Genomic DNA, 17,188 nt, shown 5'->3' with positions numbered 1-17,188 from the left:
TAATATGGTCCGGTCACGCTCTAGAGCCGTATCCGATCATGCTGGGTCGAATGCATCGTATCCGGCGGCGGTGAGATAGTTGCGACATTCGCCCGGGGTAAACGCGGCGATGGCCTGCCGGATCGCCTGCCTGAGGTCGATGACGGTTCGTGCGGCGGCAGTGCGGAGGAGCGCCTTGAGCTTTGCGAAGGCCTGCTCGATCGGATTGAGGTCGGGCGAGTAGGGCGGCAAATAAAGGAGGCGCGCACCGGCCGCTTGGACGGCCTTGCGCACGCCCGCGACCTTGTGGGCCGGGAGGTTGTCCAGGATCACCGTGTCGCCTGGCCTCAGGGCCGGGACCAGGATGTCGGCCACGTAGGCCCGGAAGCGCTCGCCGTTCGTCGCTCCGTCGAACATGGTCGTGGCGACCAGACCGCTGGTGCGGAGCGCGGCCGTGATGGTCGTGGTTTTCCAATGTCCCTGTGGGACGCCGACCCGGCAGCGCTCGCCCCGTGGGGCACGACCATAGCGGCGTGCCATGGCTGTGGTCGCCGCGGTCTCGTCGAGGAAGACGAGGGTGTCGGGATCGAGTTCGTCCTGGGCCTCGAACCAGTCCTCGCGCTCGGCCTTCACATCGGACCGATCCTGCTCGGCCGCGTGCGCCGTGTTTTTTTACGCGTGATCCCGTGACGTTTGAAGAAGCGCGACAGGCCGCTCTCGCTCGTCGCCACGCCCTGCTCGGCCAGCAGGCTCCGCAACTCCGACAGGAAGATCGTCGGCTGCGCCTCATAGAGGCTCAGGATCAGGTCGGCATGGGCCTCGACGTGCTGCGAGCGCCGGTCGCCGCCTTGCGGCTTGGCCGCCACCCGACCCTCCTGCGCGAAGCTCTCCTGCCAGCGTATCGCGCTAGACGGGCTGACCCCGAAGCGCCGCGCTGCACCACGACGTGAGGATCCTTCCTCTACGGCGGACACAACGCGCTCACGCAGATCCGACGACAACGGTGACGACATCGACCCCCCTGTCGAAAGCCGACAGGGAATCAGATCAGCCCGTGTGTGAAAACCCAGCCCGACTCCGCCTGGTCGGCGGCCGCTCTAATGCTAAATCTCGGATCTAATCGGGCCCCTCGAAGCGTCTGAAGTCGACCGAAAACAGAATGTCAGCTTATTGTAATGACGTATGACGAAGCGGACATAGCCCATCCGGCCGCTTGCGACCCCTTGCCGACCCTCGAAAGGTCCGCTTCCAGGCTGCTGAGGCAAAGGCCAACGTCCGGGTTGGGTGGGTAGCGGTCTGGCTGCTTTCGGTGGCGTAATGTCTTCAAGCAGACATAGGTCCTATCGACAGAGGCCTACCCCTCCGCTCAGATGCAGTCATCGTTTAAGCCGAGAATGCTGCGACGCTGATGGAACTAACGACCCATACCCAGGCGGTCCTACACCTGGCGCGAACCCGGAGATTAATATCACCAACATCATGGTGGTCCTGGATTACGGCAGTGCTGATACACCCGCTTTGATAGCCGACCCAATGATCCGATTTTCAACCTCAAAGTTATACGCAAAATCAACCTAGAGTAAGCGGGCCACCTGATGCTATTCGGGTGGCCCGTTTCATTGCGTGGCAGGCTGCAAACGGTTTGTGATGTGCAGCGGGCAGGACATAGATCGTTCCCACATGCTGGAGCGGCTCTGTCGGCGAAAATCAAATCCTTATGCCGAACCGTCTCGCACCCTCTCGAACGCTTATGCGGGTTCGAGGATCGTAGTCGGCCGCCCCGATGGGGTGCCAGGTTGATTTCCCGTGGACCTTCCCGACCGACGACCGGCCCGATGCAATGGCGACGGCACCATCGGCCGATCCCAGACCCTTGAATGTCTGCGGCGCCTGCGCTCCCGGTGCCGGGCATGCGGGACCGCATTCCACGGCTATCGTCTCGGTGTCGATGGCGTAGTCCAGGTCGACCGTTCGAGGTGGCGGATCGAATGCCCCCGGGCCGCCCAGGCAGGCTGCCCGCTCGGGTGTGCCGAGTTCCGTCTCGCCCTGCACACGGCCGCGCCTACGGACTGAAAGACCACCGTCCCAGGGTCGACCAGCGAGCCCCACGCAATCCTAATGCGACCCTTATAAAATCGTCCTCGCTTCCGTCTCGAACCCTAATGCGGTTCGCGTCCACATTGGTCCTGGGTGAGACCGGTCCCGCATCGGCCCCCGAACCGAAACGGACCGACCATGCTCGACATCGCCTTCATCGCCGCGGGGCTCGCCTTCTTCGGCCTGGCCGCCGGCTACGCCGTCCTCTGCGAACGCCTCTGAGGCTCGCCATGATCCTCGACCTGACGCTTGGCGCCCTCGTGACCCTGGGGCTGCTCGGATACCTCACCTACGCCCTCGTCCGCCCCGAGCGGTTCTGAAGGAACGCCTCCCATGACCATCAACGGCTGGATACAGATCGCGCTGTTCTGCGCGGTCGTCCTCGCGCTCGCCCGCCCACTCGGCGGCTACATGACCTGTGTCTTCACGGGTGAGCGAACCTTCCTTTCGCCCGTACTCGCCCCCGTCGAGCGCGGGCTTTACCGCGTCGCCGGCATCTACGCCCGCCAGGAGCAGCACTGGCTCACCTACGCCCTGGCCATGCTCGCCTTCCACGTGCTCGGCTTCCTCGCCCTGTACGCGCTGCTGCGCTTCCAGGCGGTCCTGCCGTTCAACCCGGACGGGCAGTCCGCCGTCGCGCCGGACCTCGCCTTCAACACGGCGGCGAGCTTCGTGACCAACACGAACTGGCAGAACTACGGCGGCGAGACGACGATGTCGTACCTCACGCAGATGCTGGGCCTGACCCACCAGAACTTCCTGTCGGCGGCTACCGGCATCGCCCTGGCCGTCGCCCTGGTGCGCGGCTTCTCGCGCGCCTCAGCCGCCACCGTTGGCTCGTTCTGGGTCGACCTGACCCGGACCACCCTCTACGTGCTGCTGCCGATCTGCGTCGTCTACACGCTGTTCCTGGTCTCCCAAGGCATCCCCCAGACCTTCGGCGGTGCCGTCGAGGCCACCACCCTGGAAGGCGCCAAGCAGACCATCGCGGTCGGCCCGGTGGCGAGCCAGGTCGCGATCAAGATGCTCGGCACCAACGGCGGCGGGTTCTTCAACGTCAACGCCGCCCACCCGTTCGAGAATCCCACCGCCCTCTCGAACTTCGTCGAGATCGTCTCGATCTTCGCCATCGGCGCTGCGCTCACCAACGTCTTCGGCCGGATGGTCGGCGACGAGCGCCAGGGCTGGGCGATCCTCGCCGCGATGGCGGTGCTGTTCCTGGCAGGCGTCACCGTCGTCTACTGGGCCGAGAGCGCCGGGAGCCCCGTCCTCAACGGCCTCGGCCTGGCCGGCGGGAACATGGAGGGCAAGGAGGTCCGCTTCGGCATCGTCGCCTCGGCCCTGTTCGCGGCCGTCACCACGGCGGCCTCGTGCGGCGCGGTCAACGCCATGCACGACAGTTTCACCGCGCTCGGCGGCATGATCCCGCTGATCAACATGGAGCTCGGCGAGATCATCGTCGGCGGCGTCGGGGCCGGCCTCTACGGCATCCTCGTCTTCGTCATCGTGACGATCTTCGTCGCCGGCCTGATGGTCGGTCGCACGCCCGAGTACCTCGGCAAGAAGATCGAGGCCAAGGAGGTCAAGATGGCGATGCTCGCCATCCTGTGCCTGCCGCTGATGATGCTGGGGTTCACGGCGCTGGCCACCGTGGTCGCGGCCGGCCTTGCCGGCCCGGCCAACGCCGGCCCGCACGGCTTCTCGGAGATCCTGTACGCCTTCACCTCGGCGGCGGCGAACAACGGCTCGGCCTTCGGCGGGCTCACCGGCAACACCCTGTTCTACAACACCACGCTCGGCCTCGGCATGCTGTTCGGCCGGTTCTTCGTGATCGTCCCGGCGCTCGCCATCGCAGGGTCGCTCGCCTCCAAGAAAACGGTGCCAGCCTCGGCCGGGACGTTCCCGACGCATGGGGGCCTGTTCGTCGGCCTGCTGGTCGGCGTGATCCTGATCGTCGGCGGCCTGACCTTCTTCCCGGCGCTGGCGCTCGGACCCATCGTCGAGCACCTCGCCGGCGGCCTCGGCCAGACCTTCGCGGCGGGGGGCTGAGATGAGCCATGGAGCCCAAACGCTGAGGCGCACCGCCATACGCCGTGCCCTGGCCCGTCACAGGCCGCGATCGCCATCCTGGGATCAGGTCGAACGGAATCGAAGATCCATCCGCCTCTCGGACGTCATCCTCGGCATGCTCGGCCTGACGCTGCTCGGCGCCCTCGGCATCATGGCCGGGGCGGCCCTCCTCGGCACCGCCCTGGCCCCCTGAGCCCCCACTCGGCGGCGCGTGACCGCGCCGCCGCCCGAGATGCCTCAACCATCCAATCGGACAACCGCAATGGACCGCCCAAACTCCACGAGCCTGTTCAGCGCCGCCCTAGTCGGGCCGGCGCTCGTCGGCGCCCTGACCAAGCTCGACCCCCGCAAGATGATCAAGAACCCGGTCATGTTCGTGGTCGAGGTGGTGGCCGCGCTCACCACCGTCCTGTTCGTCCGCGACGTGCTGACGGGCGGTGCCAACCTCGCCTTCTCCGGCCAGATCATCCTGTGGCTGTGGTTCACCGTTCTGTTCGCCAACTTCGCCGAGGCCATCGCCGAGGGTCGCGGCAAGGCCCAGGCCGACAGCCTACGGCGCACCCGTACCGAGACCATGGCCAAGCGCCTCACCGGCACGGGCCGGGACTTCGAGACCATCCCCGGCAACGACCTGAAGGTCGGCGACGTGGTCCTGGTCGAGGCCGGCGACATCATTCCCTCGGACGGCGAGGTCATCCTTGGCGTGGCATCGGTGAACGAGGCCGCCATCACCGGCGAGTCCGCCCCGGTGATCCGCGAGTCGGGCGGCGACCGCTCGGCGGTGACCGGAGGCACGCAGGTGCTTTCCGACGAGATCCGGGTCCGCATCACCGCTGCCGCCGGTTCGACCTTCGTCGACCGGATGATCGCCCTCGTCGAAGGCGCGTCGCGGCAGAAAACCCCGAACGAGATCGCGCTCAACATCCTGCTCGCCGGGCTGACCCTGATCTTTGTCTTCGCCGTCGCCTCGATCCCGAGCTTTGCCTCCTACGCCGGCGGATCGATCCCGCTCATCGTGCTGGTGGCCCTGTTCGTCACCCTGATCCCGACCACCATCGGCGCGCTCCTGTCGGCCATCGGCATCGCCGGCATGGACCGGCTGGTGCGCTTCAACGTGCTCGCCATGTCGGGCCGCGCGGTGGAGGCGGCCGGCGATGTCGACACCCTGCTGCTCGACAAGACCGGCACGATCACCCTCGGCAACCGGCAGGCCACCGAGTTCCGCCCCGTCCGCGGCGTGACCGAGCAGGACCTCGCCGACGCCGCCCAGTTGGCGTCGCTGGCCGACGAGACCCCGGAGGGGCGCTCCATCGTCGTCCTGGCCAAGGAGAAGTACGGCATCCGGGCCCGCGACATGGCGAGCCTCAACGCGACCTTCGTACCGTTCACCGCGCAGACCCGGATGAGCGGCGTCGATCTCGACGGTTCTTCCATCCGCAAGGGCGCCGTCGATTCCATCATCGCCTCGGTGAGTTCACAGCCGATGGCGACCCGTGGCTCCGGTGCGGCGCTGGCTTTCAGCCCAGGCGTCGCCGACGAGACGGTGCGCGAGATCCAGGCCATCGCCGAGGACGTGGCCAAGGCGGGCGGCACCCCGCTCGCCGTGACGCGGGACGGCCGGCTTCTCGGCGTCGTCTACCTCAAGGACATCGTGAAGGGCGGCATCCGCGAGCGCTTCGCCGAGCTCCGGCAGATGGGCATCCGCACGGTGATGATCACCGGCGACAACCCGATGACCGCGGCTGCCATCGCGGCCGAGGCCGGCGTGGACGACTTCCTCGCCCAGGCCACCCCGGAGGACAAGCTGGCGCTGATCCGCAAGGAGCAGTCCCAGGGCAAGCTCGTCGCCATGTGCGGCGACGGCACCAACGACGCCCCGGCACTCGCCCAGGCCGACGTCGGCGTGGCCATGAACACCGGCACGGTGGCCGCGCGCGAGGCCGGCAACATGGTCGACCTCGACAGCGACCCGACCAAGCTCATCGAGATCGTCGGCATCGGCAAACAGTTGCTGATGACACGCGGGGCGCTGACCACCTTCTCCATCGCCAACGACGTGGCCAAGTATTTCGCCATCATCCCGGCGATGTTCCTGGTGCTCTACCCGCAGCTGCAGGCCCTCAACGTCATGGGTCTCGCCTCGCCCGAGAGCGCGATCCTGTCGGCCATCATCTTCAACGCGCTCATCATCGTCGTCCTGATCCCGCTGGCGCTGAAGGGCGTGTCCTACCGTGCGGTCGGGGCCGGGGCGCTGCTGCGCCGGAACCTGCTGATCTACGGCCTGGGCGGCATCCTGGTGCCCTTCGTCGGCATCAAGGCGATCGACCTGGCCATCACCGCCCTTCACCTCGTCTGAGCCCCGCGAAACTCCAAATCAGGCCAACGTCCATGCTGAACCAGCTTCGCCCCGCCCTCGTCCTGCTGATCGCCCTGACGGCCATCACCGGGCTCGCCTACCCCCTCGCGATGACCGGCATCGCAGGGGCGATCTTCCCGGCCAAGGCCGCCGGCAGCCTGATCGAGCGCGACGGCAAGGTCGTCGGCTCCAGCCTGATCGGGCAGTCCTTCACGCAAGCCGGATACTTCCACGGTCGCCCCTCGGCCACGAGCGCCGCCGATCCGGCCGACGCCGCCAAGACCGTCCCGTCGCCCTACAACGCCGCGAACTCGTCGGGCTCGAATCTCGGGCCGACGAGCGCCGCCCTGGCCGAGCGGGTCAAGGGCGACCTCGACGGCCTCAGGGCCGAGAATCCCGGTAAGCCCGTCCCGGTCGACCTCGTCACCGCCAGCGGCTCGGGCCTCGACCCGGACATCTCGCCGGACGCCGCCCTGTTCCAGGTGCCCCGGATCGCCAAGGCGCGCAGCCTGCCCGAGGATCGGGTGCGTTCCCTCGTGGAGGCGCAGGTCCAGGGTCGTCTCCTCGGCATCCTCGGCGAGCCCCGCGTCAACGTGCTCGCCCTCAACCTCGCCCTGGACGGTTCGGGGTCGAAGTAGAACCGCCGGATGACAGGCCGCCCCATGTCGACGCCGCATCGCGATCCGGACCGTCCCTCCCCCGACGCCCTGCTGGAGGCCGCGCGTCGGGAGGAAGGCGGACGGGGTCGCCTCAAGATCTTCCTCGGGGCGGCCCCGGGGGTCGGCAAGACCTACGAGATGCTCACCGTCGGGCGCGCGCGGCTCAAGGCCGGCACCGACGTGGTCGTCGGCGTGGTCGAGACCCACGGGCGCGCGGAGACCCTGGCGCTCGTCGAGGGCTTCGAGGTGCTCGGCCGGCGGTCGGTCGCGTACCACGGCACGGCGCTCGACGAGATGGACCTCGACGGCCTGCTGGCCCGCAGGCCCGCCCTGGCGCTGGTGGACGAGCTCGCCCACACCAACGCGCCGGGCTCGCGCCATCCGAAGCGCTACCAGGACGTCGAGGAACTGCTCGACGCCGGCATCGACGTCTACACCACCCTCAACATCCAGCACGTCGAGAGCCTGAACGACGTCGTCGCGCAGATCACCCGCATCCGTGTGCGCGAGACCGTCCCCGACGGCATCCTCGACCGCGCCGACGACATCGAGGTGGTCGACCTCAACCCCGACGACCTGATCCAGCGCCTCCGGGACGGCAAGGTCTACGTGAAGGGCAACGCCGAGCGCGCCCTCAAGCACTACTTCTCCCGCGGCAACCTGACGGCCCTGCGCGAGCTGGCGCTCCGCCGCACCGCCGACCGGGTCGACGACGAGCTCATCAGCCACATGCGGGCCAACGCCATCGCGGGCCCGTGGGGAGCCGGGGAGCGGGTGCTCGTCTGCGTCAGCGAGGACCCGAACTCCGCCGGCCTCGTGCGCCACGCCAAGCGCCTCGCCGACCGCCTGCACGCGCCTTGGACCGCCATCACCGTGGAAGGACCGCGCAGCCTGTCCCTCGACGAGGCCGCGCGCGACCGCATCGCCGACACCCTGCGCCTCGCCGACCGGCTGGGCGGGGACGCGGTCACGCTCCCCGGCGGCCGGCGCGTCGCCGACGACATCCTCGCCTATGCCCGCTCGACCAACGTCAACCACGTCATCCTCGGCAAGGCCGAACGCTCGCCGCTGTTCGAGCTCCTCAACGGCTCGGTGGTGCACGACATCATCCGCCGGTCCGGCAACATCAGCGTGCACGTCATCACCGGCGAGGCCACCAGGGCCGATCCGGTCCCGGCGAAGACGGTCGCGACGGCGGTCGAGAAGCGGCCCGTCGAGATCCTGCCCTATGCCGTCGGGCTCCTCGGCACGGGTGCCGCCCTCGGGCTCGCGCTGCTGGTCGAGCCCTATCTCGGCGTCGAGAACGCCGACCTTATCCTGCTGACCGCCATCGTCGCCGTCGCGGTGCGCTTCGGGCTGGGGCCGTCGCTCGTGGCCGTGGTCGCCGCGTCGCTGGCCTACAACTTCTTCTTCCTGCCGCCGGTCTACACCCTGACCATCGCGGACCCGACCAACATCGCCGCGTTCCTGCTGTTCACGGTGGTGGCGGTGGCCGTCTCGAACCTGGCGTCCCGATCCCGCCGCGAGGCGGTGGTCTCGCATGGCAGGGCGCGGGCCACCGAGCGGCTCTACGGCTTCAGCCGCAAACTCGCCGGCTGCGCCACCCTCGACGACGTGCTCTGGGCGACCTCCGCCCAGATCGCCGCCATGCTGAGGGTTAGGGTCGTCGTCCTGCTCCCCGACCAGGGAGCGGTCTCCGTCCGGGCCGGCTTCCCGCCCGAGGACACGCTCGACGCGGCCGACCTGGGCGCCGCGAAGTGGACCTTCGACAACGAGCGGCCCGCGGGGCGGGGCGCCGACACGCTGCCGGGGGCCAAGCGGCTGTTCCTGCCGATGCGGACGGGCCGCGGCATCGTCGGGGTGATCGGCCTCGACACCGACGGCACCGGACCGATCCTCTCGCCGGAGAGCCGGCGCCTGTTCGACGCGCTGGCCGACATGGCGGCGCTGGCCATCGAGCGGGTCCGCCTGGTCGAGGACCTCGACCGGGCGGAGCGCGCCGCCGAGACCGACCGGCTGCGCCAGGCCCTGCTCACCTCGATCTCGCACGACCTGCGCACCCCTCTGTCCTCGGTGCTCGGGGCGGCCACGACCCTGCGCGACCTCGACGAGGCCTTGGCCGTAGACGCCAAGAGGGACCTTCTCGACACCATCATCGAGGAGTCCGAGCGGCTGAACCGCTTCATCGTCAACCTCCTCGACATGACCCGGCTTGAGGCGGGGGCCGTGGCGGCGAGCCTCACGCCGCAGGACGTCGGGGAGACCGTCGACACCGCCCTGCGCCGCTTAGGCTCCATCCTCGCCTGCCATCGGGTGGAACTCGATCTTCCGGCCACCCTACCGGCCCTGCGCCTGGATCCGGTGCTGTTCGAGCAGGTGCTGGTCAACCTGCTCGACAACGCCGCCAAGTACGCCCCCGAGGGGTCCACCGTCACCGTCAGGGGCTCGGTCGAGCGTGCGCAGGTCCGTCTCACGGTCCTCGACGAGGGCGATGGCCTGCCCGAGGCCGACGTCGAGCGCGTGTTCGACAAGTTCTACCGCGTCCGGAAGGGCGACAGCGTCCGGGCCGGGACCGGCCTCGGCCTCGCCATCGCACGGGGGTTCGTCGAGGCCATGGGCGGCACGCTGACGGCCGGCAACCGCCGCGACCGCCTGGGCGCCGTCTTCACCATCCTCCTGCCCGTCCCCCCGGCGGGAAACGCCCACGCGGACCTGGCGGCATGAGCATGAACATCCTCGTCATCGACGACGAGCCGCCGATCCGGAAGCTCCTGCGCATGGGCCTTGCGACCCAGGGCTACGAGACCTTCGAGGCACCGAACGCACGCGCCGCGCTGGACGTCCTGTCCCGTGAGACCGTCGACCTAATCATCCTCGACCTCGGGCTGCCCGACATGCGCGGGCACGACCTGCTGCGCCTGATCCGCAAGGACCATCGCGACCTGCCCGTGGTGGTCCTGTCCAGCCGGGACGACGAGGCGGGCAAGGTCGAGGCGCTCGACCTCGGGGCCGACGACTACGTCACCAAGCCCTTCGGCATGGGTGAGCTGCTTGCCCGCATCCGCGCGGCCCTGCGCCACCAGCTCGCGGTCCAGGGCGAACGCGCCCTGTTCGAGGTGGACGGCCTCAGCGTCGACCTCGTGCGCCGCCTGGTCCGGGTCCGCGGCGAGGAGGTGAAGCTCACGCCGCGCGAGTACGACTTCCTGCGCGTCCTGATCCAGCATGCCGGGAAGGCCTTGACCCACGCCCAACTCATGAGCGAGGTCTCCACCTCGTCCGACCCGCAGTACCTGCGGGTCTACATGCGCCAGCTTCGCCTCAAGCTGGAGGCCGATCCCGAGCGCCCGCGCATCCTCCTGACCGAGACCGGTGTCGGCTACCGGCTGCGGGCCCCTGACGACGAGGCCCGGGCCTGATGGCGGGTTCCGTCATGCATGAAGGCAAACCCTTCGAGATCCTTCCGGACCCGGGCGCTTGAGCGAGCCCTTCGACCCTTACCGCAGTCCCGCGACCGAGCCGACCCGAATGACCATCGACGAGATCCTATCGCCCGACCAAGTCGCCGTCGGGGTCCGCACGCCGAGCAAGGCCGCGCTCCTGGACGACCTGGCGCGCCGGGCCGCCCAGGCGCTCGGCCTCGATGCCGCGTCGCTGCGGACCGCGCTGGAGAAGCGCGAGGGGCTCGGTTCGACCGGGGTCGGGGACGGCATCGCGCTGCCGCACGCCCGGCTGGAGAGCGTCAGGCGCCCGTTCGGATGCCTGGTACGCCTGCGCGATGCGGTGGACTTCGACGCCATCGACGAGCGGCCGGTGGACCTCGTCTTCCTCCTGCTCCTTCCGACCGATGGACAGGGCTCGCAACTCAACGCCCTGGCCTGCGTCGCCCGCCGGATGCGCGATCCCGAGGCGGTGGCGGCGATGCGGGGAGCCCGCGATGCCGGCGCTCTGTACGCGACCATGAGGGGCAGCCGGACGGCACCGTGACGGTCTACAGGCTGTTAATCCAGTGACACTGGATGCCGTGCACCCTAACCGTCCATGATGGGTGGAATTCAGCCGATCCGCTTTGGAGCAGCGATGCAGAGAAGCGGACATCGTCGCAGTGCTTGGTTGCGACCCCAAGCCGAAGTCGCGTTACACCCGACGAATAGGCGCTCTCGGGAAGCGTCGACGTGGACCTTTACGGTTGGGTCGGGTCCAATATGTCGACCGCGCGCCTACGCGAACACATGCCGAGCTGCAGGCCGCTCGGTGTCGCGACACTATCTGGCCAAGCGCTCCGGTTTCACAAGCGCAGCGTGGACGGCTCGGGCAAGTGCAACCCTCTAGTCGAGAAGCTAGGGCGTCTTCTTCTCTGCAATCCATTCCGCGAGCCGGTTGTAGAGCTCGTCAAACGTCTGAAGCGTCAAAGTTAAGCCGTCGACCTTGACCTTTCGCGAGCGCCACAGCCACCGATCCTCACCCACGCTGGACGCGCTGATCGCCGTCGCGCGACCAATGACGAGGACACCGTGAATGTTCGGCCTTTCGCTACCGAAGGCGTCTAGGTAGTCTTTGTTTGTGCGGTAGTGGTCGAACGCCCAAGTCCAGTCGACCACCTGACTGAAGCCTGCTTCAAAGGCTGGCGACCATGCCTCTGCTCCGCGTTCCTCGCTCGGCTTGAAGATATGACGGTCGGAGGCACCTTCGAACTCTACCAGACACAAATTGTCCGTGCCCTTTTTCCTGACTGTCAGATCCGTCCGAAAGTGAGGCGGAATCTTGAGTTCCAACTTGATCAGATTGCCTGTACCTACAAGCGGGTTGTACTGCCCCATCAAGGCGCATAGGTTTGGCCAAGTCTTGAAGCTTGCTAAGACCTGCCTTCGTTCCGCCAAGTCGGTATTGGTAGTCAGCAGCAAATCGAACTCAGCAAGCTCGCACTCAGCCGCCACAAGATCGAAGGCGTGCTCGTCGAAAAAGACTTTTGGCATCAGCCGCGCTTAACAACCGATTGAATGACTAGGCTTGCGCCTTCGCGCTTGAAAATTACCCGTAGGTCGCCAGACCTCGCGACGTAGGCGTTTTCCAAGCCCTTGAGGGGCTCGGCTTTGCTTTGGTCCTTCACCGTGAAGGTCAACTGCCGGATCGTCTTTTCGACCCGCTCCTTGTCAGCATGATGAAGCGATGAGATCATGTTGATCGCGGTGTTACTGATGAGCACTTGCGGGCTCCCCACGCTGTCACCGTCACGCTGCGCCGTAGGCATCAAGCTTGCTCCTGCCCACGCCTTGGGCTCGCTTCAATATATGATCGTCTGACCGCAACGTCCACGCTGCGGGCTCATTGCCGTCACCCTTGCGTTTCCTTTCCACCCCGAGCCGAAGTTGCCAGACAGCCGACGAATGGCTGCTCTCGGGAAACTCCGACGGCGATGCGAGCAACTGGGTTGGGTCGGGATTCGCCCGTCCGCTCTACGACTGGAGTGGGTTGAGAAGTGTCCGTCTGCCCTTGAGAGCTTTTTGACTGATGCATTCTTCCATCGGCGTTTAACTCGCCCCGTGGTCGCCCATGTCACATCTGCCGACGCACTCTCGTCCCTGTAAGATGGCGCGCGTTTTGTGATCCTGGTAAGCCAGATGCCCGCGCGTCCCACGAAAGGGACGACCATGAACACCTTAGTGAACGGCCAATCTGATTCGAGAAATCCTGACCGACTGCGTCCAGGCTAGGAAGAGTTGGTTACGTCGCGCTACGCATTGCGGATCGGCGAGATCGACGTGCTGGTGGTGAGCGATGGGGTGCTGCCGCTCCCGACCGCGATGCTGGCCCACAACGCGGATCCGGCGCTTCGGGCGGCCTGGCTGGGCGACAGTTTCCTGCCGCCTGACGCATTGGACTGGCCGCTGAACGTCGTCGTGGTGCGGAGCGGCGAGCAAACCATCCTCATCGATGCAGGGCTGGGTTTTGACCCCAACCTGGACCTCCCGCGCGCCGGGCAGCTGGTCCGCCGACTTGACGCGGCCGGCATCGATCTTGCGTCTGTGACCGACGTGGTGCTGACCCACCTGCACATGGACCACATCGGCGGCCTGCTCGTCGACGGCGTGAAGGCGCAGCTCTCGCCGGACTTGAAGATCCACGTGGCGGCCGCTGAGGTCGCGTTCTGGAGGGCGCCGGATTTCTCCCTCACTGCCATGCCGCCGGGTTTCCCCGACGCGCTTCGCTCGACCGCTACCCGGTTCCTGGCCGAGTATCGCAGCAACCTGCGGACGTTCGAGGACGTATACGAGGTAGTCCCCGGGGTGGTTGTCCACCGCACCGGTGGCCACACCCCCGGCCATAGCGTGGTCCGCTTGGCCTCTGGGCGCGACCGACTGACGTTCGCGGGCGACGCCATCTTCCCAGTCGGTTTCGACCAACCCGACTGGCACAACGGCTTCGAACACGACCCCGAGGAGGCGGCCCGCGTCCGGATCCGCCTGTTGCGCGAGCTGTCGGCGACCGGCGAACAGCTGGTGGCCACGCACTTGCCCTTCCCGTCCGTTGGCCGGGTGGCGGCGGAAGGCGACGCCTTTCGGTGGGTACCGGTGTTCTGGGACTACTGATTGCGTAGCGCGCAAGGGTCGAACTCGCAGCCCGCGCGGAAGCCTCCGCGACACGCTGTCTTCCGGAACTATGATTGTCCTCGGGCTCGCCCCGGCGACACGCATCCGCGGGGTCGCGCGTCGGTCGAAAGGGGACGTCGTCTCCACAAGTCTGGGTTCCCCGTGCTCCTCCTGCGGAATCAGTCCTGCGTCATCGCACGTCGTCCGGCACATCAATTTTTCCGCGGCGATGTCACATCGGAAGGCACGTGGCTCGTCTTCCCTGTGAACGTCCCGATGGGGACCGGACAGAAGGCCGAGCATCACATGAAGATCGTCGTTGTCGGCGGCACCGGGCTCATTGGCTCGCAAGTCGTCACCACCCTGAAAGCCGCAGGCCACGAGGTCCTCCCGGCCTCGCCGAACACCGGCGTCAACGCTGTCACGGGGGAAGGTCTCGCGGAAGTACTGAAGGGCGCCAGCGTGGTAATCGACGTCGCCAACTCACCGTCCTTCGCCGACGAGGCTGCGATGGACTTCTTCGTCCGCGCCGGACAGAACCTCGCCGCTGCCGAGAAGGATGCCGGTGTCTCGCACCACGTCTCGCTCTCGGTTGTTGGAACTGAACTCCTGCTCGACAGCGGCTACTTCCGCGCAAAACTCGCGCAGGAGGAGTTGATCGCCTCGGCTGGCGTGCCCTGGACCCTTGTCCGCGCCACGCAGTTCTTCGAGTTCGTCGCCGCGATTGCCGGAGCCGCAATCGGCGACGGCGTAGCGCGCGTGACCTCCGCGTCGATCCAGCCGATCGCATCGGCGGACGTGGCGGCGAAGGTCGCCGAGGCCGCGTTGGCGCCCCCCCAAAACGGCATGATCGAGATTGCCGGCCCTGAGCGGCTGCCGATGGTCGAGCTGGTGAAGCGCCACTTCGATGGCCTTGGAGAGACGCGTGACGTCATCACGGACGATGCGGCACCGTATTTCGGGGTGGTCCTCGGAGGCCCCTGGCTGACGCCCACAGGTGATGCATGGCTGTCGGAACGGAGTTACGGCGACTGGTTGGCAGCGCAGCCGAAGCGCGTGGCCTGAGGCCTCCCGCCGATGGATGCGGCCTACATCTCGGCGCTGTCCGCGCTAGCCGGGTCGGCCATCGGCGCGATGGCCTCCTTCGCGACCACATGGCTGACGCAACACAGCCAGGAGCGCGCAACCCTCCTGGTGCAGGACCGAGCGCGACGGGAAGCGCTATATGGCGAGTTCATCCGGGAGGCGTCGACCTTGTTCGGCGACGCCTTCCGGCACGACCTGGACGACCCGGCCAAGCTGGTGAACCTCTAAGCTATCGTGAACAAGATCCGGCTCTTCGGAGAGCCGGAGACGCTTGAGGAGGCCGAGCGCGTCATGCGGCGCATCGGTGAGACCTACTTCGCCCCGAACAAGGATCTCGCCTCCTTCGCGGACATCCGCCACGCCAGCGACCTCGACCCGCTCTGCGGGTTCTCGATGGTCTGCCGCAGGGAACTCGCAATCGCCCGGCGTTGAGGCTCAGTGAGGCGTCGGCGCTCCCGCTGGCCCACCGAACAACTTTGCCATTCGCTGGAGCTTGTCCGGGTTGCGGGTGAAGTAGATGCCGACGATCAGCCCGCCCTCGATGTCGAGAGCGACGGTCTGGAGCGTTCCGCCCGGCTCCAGGCTGAAATAGCCTGGCAGGCCGTCAATCCAGAGGTCCTGCAGCTTCTGGGCATGCTGAATCCATGATTTGCGCGCGACCCCCTCGAACATGCGCGTGACCTTGTCGATGCCGACGATAGGCCTCGGGAACGCGAGCACCTTTCCGCCTCCATCGGAGTGCACAACGACGGCATCAGCGAGCATGCTGCGCAGCGCCGCGACGTCGCCGGTCGCCGACGCCTCGAAGAAGGCCTTCGCGATGCGCGCACCCTCCTCCCTCTCGACGGGGAAGCGCGGGCGTGCGGACTGCACGTGTTTCCTGGCCCTCGCGGCGAGCTGACGGACCGCCGGCGGCTCACGCCGAAGTGTCGCCGCGACCTCATCGAGGGGGATCGCGAAGACGTCGTGCAGGATGAACGCCGCCCGCTCCAGCGGTGAGAGCCTCTCTAACGCGAGCATCAGCGTGAGCGTCAGGTCGTCGGCGGGCGCTTCGTCCGGGACCATGGCGACGGGCTCGGGCAACCAGGTTCCGACGTAGGTCTCACGCCGAACCCGGGCGGACTTCATGAGGTCCAGGCAAAGCCGCGTGACCGTGCGCGACAGGAAGGCACCGGCCGAGGCCACACCAGCATGGTCGACGTGCCGCCAGCGGAGCCAAGCGTCCTGTACGACATCCTCGGCCTCGCCGAGGGAACCGAGCATGCGGTAGGCGAGCCGGACGAGCCGCGTCCGCTCCTGTTCGAAGACGAGGGTCGGATCATCAATGGTCGGCATGACGGAACGACCAGACGCTGAGAGCGACCGCAATAAGCGCAGGCAGTGTCACTGCAGGGAAGTCGCGGGGCAGAACCTCCAGTCCGCAGATGCCAACCGCGACCTCCCAGAAGTGGAACAGCGCGTGACCCGAGAGCCAGATCGCCCCCATGCTCCAGAGCAGCGCACGCGAGCCGGGTCTCACGGCCCCGTACACGAACCCTGACCCAATCAACACGAAGATCAGACCGATGTCGCGCAGGAAGTGCTGATTGAACGGTCCCGTCGAGGTTACGCCCGGCACCGCGAAGTACCAGGCCTCGGGTGAGGCGAGCATGAAGAGGCCGTTGCCGGCCAATCCTGCGCCCAGAAGTCCGGCCAGCACCGGAATGGTTTTGCTCATCGCGCTTTCCCCACGTGATTGGTTCACGAGGGTGACGAAGTGCGAAGGCGCGATGTGACATTGAACACAGATTCCCGCCGGGCCCTGGTCAAAGCCTTGGCCTCGCCAAGACTACCTTACGGAATTCTGGTCGCTTGAGCCGAGGTTCGAGCATCGCGCCGAAGCACTCGATGCAAGGCACGATACGGAACCAAGAGGCGCACCGACCTAGACGACGCCCATCGACGAACGACCGCTTTCGAGAGGCCCAGGTTTGGGCATAAACGGCAACGTTGGGTCCAGGCCGTGTCAAAACTCGGGAATTGGGGCTTTTGCGGTCGGGTGACGTTCGGGTCTCGCGAGACTGGTCTGTTCATCGCGTCGAACGGGTTCTTACGGTCGGGAGACGGCCAGTTTTTGGTTGAAAGCGCCTACTGGACGGTCTCTGGGCCTCTTTGGCGGACGATCCGAGCCTTCGCTCAAGTGGGGATCGCCGCCAGGAGCTTCCGGCTTCCCAGGATGTTGAGAACTCGCGTCAGATTGTAGGCCAGGACCTGAAGCGCCATCTCGGTCGAGACGCGCGGCAGGGTCTTGGTCAGGAAGTGCGTGGCCCCCATCCGTGCTTTGAGCGTGCCGAAGGGATGCTCGACCGTCTCGC

The 17,188-nt window shown here is 67.0% G+C and carries 19 protein-coding genes; 13 read left to right on the top strand and 6 right to left on the bottom strand.

Annotation, left to right across the window (positions count from 1 at the left end; translation table 11 throughout):
- Positions 1 to 36: 36 nt before the first annotated feature.
- A protein-coding gene (locus tag FV217_RS06195; RefSeq protein ID WP_147816073.1) for an IS630 family transposase occupies positions 37 to 992 on the bottom strand; the annotation gives its coding sequence in 2 pieces (ribosomal slippage) (positions 37 to 653 and positions 653 to 992; 957 coding nt in all).
- 1,177 nt (positions 993 to 2,169) lie between these two features.
- Between FV217_RS06195 and FV217_RS23650 the strand changes: the two genes are divergently transcribed.
- From FV217_RS23650 to FV217_RS06155, 9 genes are all read left to right on the top strand, one after another.
- Entirely contained in the window at positions 2,170 to 2,298 is a 129-nt protein-coding gene (locus FV217_RS23650) for a hypothetical protein (protein ID WP_281407156.1), read from the top strand.
- Between the two features lie 8 nt (positions 2,299 to 2,306).
- The gene (locus tag FV217_RS06190) at positions 2,307 to 2,396 is read left to right on the top strand and encodes a K(+)-transporting ATPase subunit F (RefSeq protein WP_091973029.1); all 90 of its coding nucleotides are present in this window, start codon (positions 2,307 to 2,309) and stop codon (positions 2,394 to 2,396) included.
- A gap of 13 nt (positions 2,397 to 2,409) precedes the next feature.
- Positions 2,410 to 4,125 (top strand): potassium-transporting ATPase subunit KdpA, encoded by a 1,716-nt coding sequence (gene kdpA / locus FV217_RS06185; RefSeq protein WP_147816071.1) that lies wholly within the window; start codon positions 2,410 to 2,412, stop codon positions 4,123 to 4,125.
- A 1-nt stretch (position 4,126) separates the two neighbouring features.
- The gene (locus tag FV217_RS06180; RefSeq protein ID WP_147816069.1) at positions 4,127 to 4,339 is read left to right on the top strand and encodes a hypothetical protein; all 213 of its coding nucleotides are present in this window, start codon (positions 4,127 to 4,129) and stop codon (positions 4,337 to 4,339) included.
- A 69-nt stretch (positions 4,340 to 4,408) separates the two neighbouring features.
- Positions 4,409 to 6,502, top strand: coding sequence for a potassium-transporting ATPase subunit KdpB (gene kdpB / locus FV217_RS06175; protein WP_147816068.1), 2,094 nt, complete (start codon positions 4,409 to 4,411; stop codon positions 6,500 to 6,502).
- A 32-nt stretch (positions 6,503 to 6,534) separates the two neighbouring features.
- On the top strand, positions 6,535 to 7,140 hold the full coding sequence (locus FV217_RS06170; RefSeq protein WP_147816066.1) for a K(+)-transporting ATPase subunit C: 606 nt from the start codon (positions 6,535 to 6,537) through the stop codon (positions 7,138 to 7,140).
- 24 nt (positions 7,141 to 7,164) lie between these two features.
- Positions 7,165 to 9,885 (top strand): sensor histidine kinase KdpD, encoded by a 2,721-nt coding sequence (locus tag FV217_RS06165; protein ID WP_147816064.1) that lies wholly within the window; start codon positions 7,165 to 7,167, stop codon positions 9,883 to 9,885.
- A complete protein-coding gene (locus FV217_RS06160) occupies positions 9,882 to 10,577 on the top strand; it encodes a response regulator transcription factor (protein ID WP_147816062.1) in 696 nt (231 codons plus the stop codon). Before FV217_RS06165 ends, FV217_RS06160 begins: the two co-directional genes overlap by 4 nt.
- A 109-nt stretch (positions 10,578 to 10,686) precedes the next feature.
- The gene (locus tag FV217_RS06155; RefSeq protein ID WP_147816157.1) at positions 10,687 to 11,145 is read left to right on the top strand and encodes a PTS sugar transporter subunit IIA; all 459 of its coding nucleotides are present in this window, start codon (positions 10,687 to 10,689) and stop codon (positions 11,143 to 11,145) included.
- A 353-nt stretch (positions 11,146 to 11,498) separates the two neighbouring features.
- Here FV217_RS06155 and FV217_RS06145 read toward each other — a convergent pair whose 3' ends face one another.
- Together FV217_RS06145 and FV217_RS06140 are read right to left on the bottom strand one after the other, a co-directional pair.
- The gene (locus FV217_RS06145) at positions 11,499 to 12,134 is read right to left on the bottom strand and encodes a Shedu anti-phage system protein SduA domain-containing protein (RefSeq protein ID WP_147816060.1); all 636 of its coding nucleotides are present in this window, start codon (positions 12,132 to 12,134) and stop codon (positions 11,499 to 11,501) included.
- The gene (locus FV217_RS06140; RefSeq protein ID WP_147816058.1) at positions 12,134 to 12,409 is read right to left on the bottom strand and encodes a hypothetical protein; all 276 of its coding nucleotides are present in this window, start codon (positions 12,407 to 12,409) and stop codon (positions 12,134 to 12,136) included. The genes FV217_RS06145 and FV217_RS06140 overlap by 1 nt, the downstream gene beginning before the upstream one ends.
- A 469-nt stretch (positions 12,410 to 12,878) precedes the next feature.
- Between FV217_RS06140 and FV217_RS06135 the strand changes: the two genes are divergently transcribed.
- The 4 genes from FV217_RS06135 to FV217_RS23330 all read left to right on the top strand — a co-directional run bounded on the left by FV217_RS06135 (position 12,879) and on the right by FV217_RS23330 (position 15,266).
- Complete coding sequence (locus tag FV217_RS06135) at positions 12,879 to 13,748, top strand: MBL fold metallo-hydrolase (protein ID WP_147816056.1); 870 nt, start codon at positions 12,879 to 12,881, stop codon at positions 13,746 to 13,748.
- Between the two features lie 306 nt (positions 13,749 to 14,054).
- The gene (locus FV217_RS06130) at positions 14,055 to 14,813 is read left to right on the top strand and encodes an SDR family oxidoreductase (RefSeq protein ID WP_147816155.1); all 759 of its coding nucleotides are present in this window, start codon (positions 14,055 to 14,057) and stop codon (positions 14,811 to 14,813) included.
- Between the two features lie 12 nt (positions 14,814 to 14,825).
- Positions 14,826 to 15,062 (top strand): hypothetical protein, encoded by a 237-nt coding sequence (locus tag FV217_RS23335; protein ID WP_246682728.1) that lies wholly within the window; start codon positions 14,826 to 14,828, stop codon positions 15,060 to 15,062.
- Positions 15,063 to 15,068: 6 nt separating this feature from the next.
- Complete coding sequence (locus FV217_RS23330; RefSeq protein ID WP_246682727.1) at positions 15,069 to 15,266, top strand: hypothetical protein; 198 nt, start codon at positions 15,069 to 15,071, stop codon at positions 15,264 to 15,266.
- Positions 15,267 to 15,269: 3 nt separating this feature from the next.
- Here the strand turns inward: FV217_RS23330 and FV217_RS06120 are convergent, their stop codons facing one another.
- The 3 genes from FV217_RS06120 to FV217_RS06110 form a co-directional block, all read right to left on the bottom strand.
- Entirely contained in the window at positions 15,270 to 16,169 is a 900-nt protein-coding gene (locus tag FV217_RS06120; protein ID WP_147816054.1) for a sigma-70 family RNA polymerase sigma factor, read from the bottom strand.
- Positions 16,156 to 16,551, bottom strand: a complete 396-nt coding sequence (locus tag FV217_RS06115) for a hypothetical protein (RefSeq protein ID WP_147816052.1) — start codon at positions 16,549 to 16,551, stop codon at positions 16,156 to 16,158. Before FV217_RS06115 ends, FV217_RS06120 begins: the two co-directional genes overlap by 14 nt.
- 458 nt (positions 16,552 to 17,009) lie before the next feature.
- A partial coding sequence (locus FV217_RS06110) for a transposase (protein WP_147816050.1) occupies positions 17,010 to 17,188 on the bottom strand: 179 nt, incomplete at its 5' end.

This window comes from Methylobacterium sp. WL9 (assembly GCF_008040035.1).
GTDB classification, from domain to species: domain Bacteria; phylum Pseudomonadota; class Alphaproteobacteria; order Rhizobiales; family Beijerinckiaceae; genus Methylobacterium; species Methylobacterium thuringiense.
The sequence above is the reverse complement of the archived record's forward strand: the minus strand, read 5'-3'. Positions and strand labels throughout refer to the sequence as shown.